The organism is Mesorhizobium sp. M2A.F.Ca.ET.037.01.1.1, from assembly GCF_003998075.1.
In the GTDB taxonomy this organism is placed as follows: Bacteria; Pseudomonadota; Alphaproteobacteria; order Rhizobiales; family Rhizobiaceae; genus Mesorhizobium.
Genome location: NZ_RZSA01000743.1, coordinates 1 through 3,438, shown reverse-complemented (window position 1 = coordinate 3,438; position 3,438 = coordinate 1). Strand labels below are relative to the sequence as shown.

4 protein-coding genes are annotated in these 3,438 nt (G+C 64.8%); all 4 read right to left on the bottom strand.

The window, feature by feature from the left end:
* Window positions 1–575 (bottom strand): GMC family oxidoreductase N-terminal domain-containing protein (locus EOA27_RS28145; RefSeq protein ID WP_189562132.1); only part of this gene is annotated, 575 nt, incomplete at its 3' end.
* A gap of 164 nt (window positions 576–739) precedes the next feature.
* Window positions 740–1,279, bottom strand: coding sequence for a DUF934 domain-containing protein (locus EOA27_RS28140; protein WP_126081178.1), 540 nt, complete (start codon window positions 1,277–1,279; stop codon window positions 740–742).
* A gap of 170 nt (window positions 1,280–1,449) precedes the next feature.
* Window positions 1,450–2,214 (bottom strand): phosphoadenylyl-sulfate reductase, encoded by a 765-nt coding sequence (locus EOA27_RS28135; protein WP_042641022.1) that lies wholly within the window; start codon window positions 2,212–2,214, stop codon window positions 1,450–1,452.
* A partial coding sequence (locus tag EOA27_RS28130) for a nitrite/sulfite reductase (protein ID WP_145970576.1) occupies window positions 2,189–3,438 on the bottom strand: 1,250 nt, incomplete at its 5' end. The genes EOA27_RS28130 and EOA27_RS28135, both read right to left, overlap by 26 nt.

The window sequence follows — 3,438 nt, the reverse complement described above, 5'->3', positions numbered from 1 at the left end:
CCCCAGAACTGCGTCACCTGGTAGAGGCCGGCCCCTTCCTGCTCCGGCCCGTTGAAATCGTCGTTCAGCCTGATCTGGTTTTCGCCGCAGGCCTCGACGAAGGCCCTGGAGATCGCGCGCGGCTCCTGCTGCTCGCAGACCCTGAGCGGCCCGTCGCCGCCATGCAGCGCGTCAGCCCCGCGCTGGTTGCCTTCGGCGCGCCGGAAATAGGGCAGCACCTCGTCCCACGACCAGCCGTCGCAGCCGAGCTCGGCCCATTCGTCATAGTCGCGGCGATTGCCCCGCGTGTAGAGCATGGCGTTGATGGCGCTCGATCCACCCAAGCCCTTCCCGCGCGGCTGATAGCCCCTGCGGCCGTTGAGACCTTCCTGCGGTACTGTCTGGAAGCCCCAATTGTTGATCTTCGGCCGTCCAGGCAGCAGCGCGATGATGCCGGCCGGCGCGCGGATCAAGAGATCCTTGCCCGCGCCTCCCGCCTCGAGCAGGCAGACCGTCTTCGATGGGTCCTCGGAAAGTCTCGCGGCAAGCGTCGAGCCGGCGGAGCCGCCGCCGGCAATCACATAGTCGTAGCGCATGGTTCCCTCCCGGCGGATCTTTCCGTCCGTTGTCTGGAGAGAATGCCTGCTTGCGCTGCTTGTAAAGATGCCGCTGCGTCAGCCAGAGCATGATCCCGAACCGAGGGTTCGGAAAAGATCATGCTCCGACAAAGGACTGGATCAGGATGACGGTCAACCAGACGTCATTCTGATCCAGCGCGCTTGCGCCGCCAGGAATATTTCGGACCCTTGGGCTCAGGCTCCACGGCCGGCTGATAATAGACCGGCAGCCCGCCGGTCCGCCCTTCCTCCAGCCGCTTCAACAGCACCGGGTTGGAAACCTCGAACTCGTCGAAGCCGAGCCGCAGCATATGCGGCAGCTGGTCGACCAGCACCTGGCCGGTGGCGCGCACCGTGCCCTTGAAATGATGCCGGGCGCGCAGCAACTCGCCCTTGGAAAACGAGCGGCCGTCATTGAAGGCCGGGAAGGCGAGCGCGACCAGCGACAGCTGGTCAAGCAGGCCGGTTATCTTGTCGAGCTCGTCGCCGGGCTGCAGCAGCACGCCGAGACGCTCCTTGGCTGACTTGCGGACCTCTTCATCCAGCCCGAGAAAAGCCTGCAGCGGCAGGATGAAACGGCCATTGCCGGCAAGCGCCTCGGCGCTTTCGGCGTGCGTCCACTCGTCCTCGCGAAAGCCGTCCGGGGTCCAGAGGCGGGTCCCCGCTGAAGTCGATCCAGTCATCAAAAATCCTAAAGTCCTAACGATTGCAAGGATATGCCGAGATTCAGGTCAGGCCGAGCCGAAAATGGTGGCTTCCGAGAACCGGAGCAGGAGCGTACTTGAAGTACGTGAGCACCGGAAGCGCAGGAAGTCGCCATTTGCAGGCCGGCCTCACCTGAATATCGCGTGTCCTAAAGAGAGGCGTCGGTCAGCGACTTCTCCAGTCCGGAGAGGTGGATACCGCACTCGGTCTTGGCGTGCCCGGCCCAGCGGCCGCTGCGCGCGTCCTCGCCGGGCTGCACCGGCTGCGTGCACGGGAAGCAGCCGATCGAGAGATAACCATAGGCGACCAGCGGATTTTCGCGCAACGCATGCGCGCGCATATAGTCGGCCTGATCCGACGTCGTCCAATGCGCCAGCGGGTTGATGCGGATGCGCGAGCCGACCGCCTCGAAGACGGGCAGCGCCGCGCGCGTCGAAGCCTGGAAGCGCTTGCGCCCGGTGAACCACGCGCGGAACGGCTCGACGCCGCGCGCCAGCGGCTCCACCTTGCGGACATTGCAGCAGGCGTCCGTGTCGGTCTCGTTGAGCTGGCCGGTCGGGTCGACGCGTTCGAGCGCCGCCTCGTCCGGCTTGATCACCCGGACATCCGTCAGGCCGAAATCGGCGACCAGCGCGTCGCGATAGCCGAGCGTCTCCTCGAAATGCTTGCCGGTGTCGAGGAAGATCACCGGCAGCGTGCGGTCGATCTCCGAGATCATGTGCAGCAGCACCGCCGAATCCGCGCCGAAGGACGAGACCGCCGCGACCTCGCCGCGGAAGGATTCGCGCGCCGCGCGCTCGATGATCTCGATCGGCTTCAGATGGCCGAGCAGCGCGTCGAGCCCCGCCGCTTCGGCGGCGATGCCGGCCTCGACGTCGACAATACGGTCAAGCGGCCTTGGTTTCGCCAGCATAGAGCGCCTCCTTGAATGGCGCGGGACCGACTCGGCGGTAGGCGTCGATAAAACGTTCGTCGGGACTGAGCCGAAGGCCGAGATAAGTGTCGACGATCTGCTCGATGGCATCGGTGATCTCTTCCGATGAGAAGCCGCGGCCGATGATCTCGCCCACGGAGGTGTTCTCGTCGGCCGAGCCGCCGAGCGTCACCTGGTAGAGCTCGGAGCCCTTCTTCTCGACGCCGAGGATGCCGATATGGCCGACATGGTGGTGGCCGCAGGCATTGATGCAGCCGGAGATCTTCAGCTTCAACTCGCCGATCTCGCGCTGCCGCTCCAGCGAGGCGAAGCGCTGCGAGATTTCCTGCGCGATCGGGATCGAGCGCGCCGTGGCCAGCGCGCAATAATCGAGGCCGGGGCAGGAGATGATGTCGCTGATCAGGTTGGAATTGGCCGTCGCGAGACCGATCTCCACCAGCGCGTCATAGACCGCCTTCAGGTCGGCGCGCGCCACATGCGGCAGGATGAGGTTCTGTTCGTGGCTGACCCGCAATTCGTCGAAGGCGTATTTCTCGGCGATGTCGGCCACCGCTTCCATCTGGCTGTCGCTGGCGTCGCCGGGCACCTCGCCGATGCCCTTGAGCGAGATCGTGACCGCCGCATAGTCGGGATGGCGATGCGTCACGACATTCTGGTCGAGCCATTCCGAAAAGCTCTTGGAATCGAGCCGCGCCTGCTTCACCACATCGTCGCCCTCAGGCCGGGCGGTCAGCGCCGGCGCCGCGAAATAGGCGTTGATGGCCTGAATGTCCGCCTCCGGCAACTTCAGCTCGGCGTCCTTCAGCTCCTGCCATTCGGCTTCGATCTGGCGGGTGATCTCCTCCACGCCGGTCTCGTGCACCAGGATCTTGATGCGCGCCTTGTACTTGTTGTCGCGGCGGCCGTAGAGATTGTAAACGCGCAGGATCGCCGTGCAGTAGGACAGAAGATCAGCTTCCGGCAGGAAATCGCGGATCTTCTTGGCCACCATCGGCGTGCGGCCCTGGCCGCCGCCGACATAGACCGCGAAGCCCAGCTCGCCGGCCGCGTTCTTCTTCAGATGCAGGCCGATGTCATGGGTCTGGATGGCGGCGCGATCGCGCTCGGCGCCCGTCACCGCGATCTTGAATTTTCTGGGCAGAAACGAAAATTCCGGATGCACCGACGACCATTGGCGCAGGATTTCCGCATAGGGGCGCGGAT

Bases quoted from the DNA above. Each gene is read 5' to 3' on its own strand.
- EOA27_RS28135 (WP_042641022.1), bottom strand. From the start codon at position 2,214: ATGCTGGCGAAACCAAGGCCGCTTGACCGTATTGTCGACGTCGAGGCC.
- EOA27_RS28140 (WP_126081178.1), bottom strand. From the start codon at position 1,279: ATGACTGGATCGACTTCAGCGGGGACCCGCCTCTGGACCCCGGACGGC.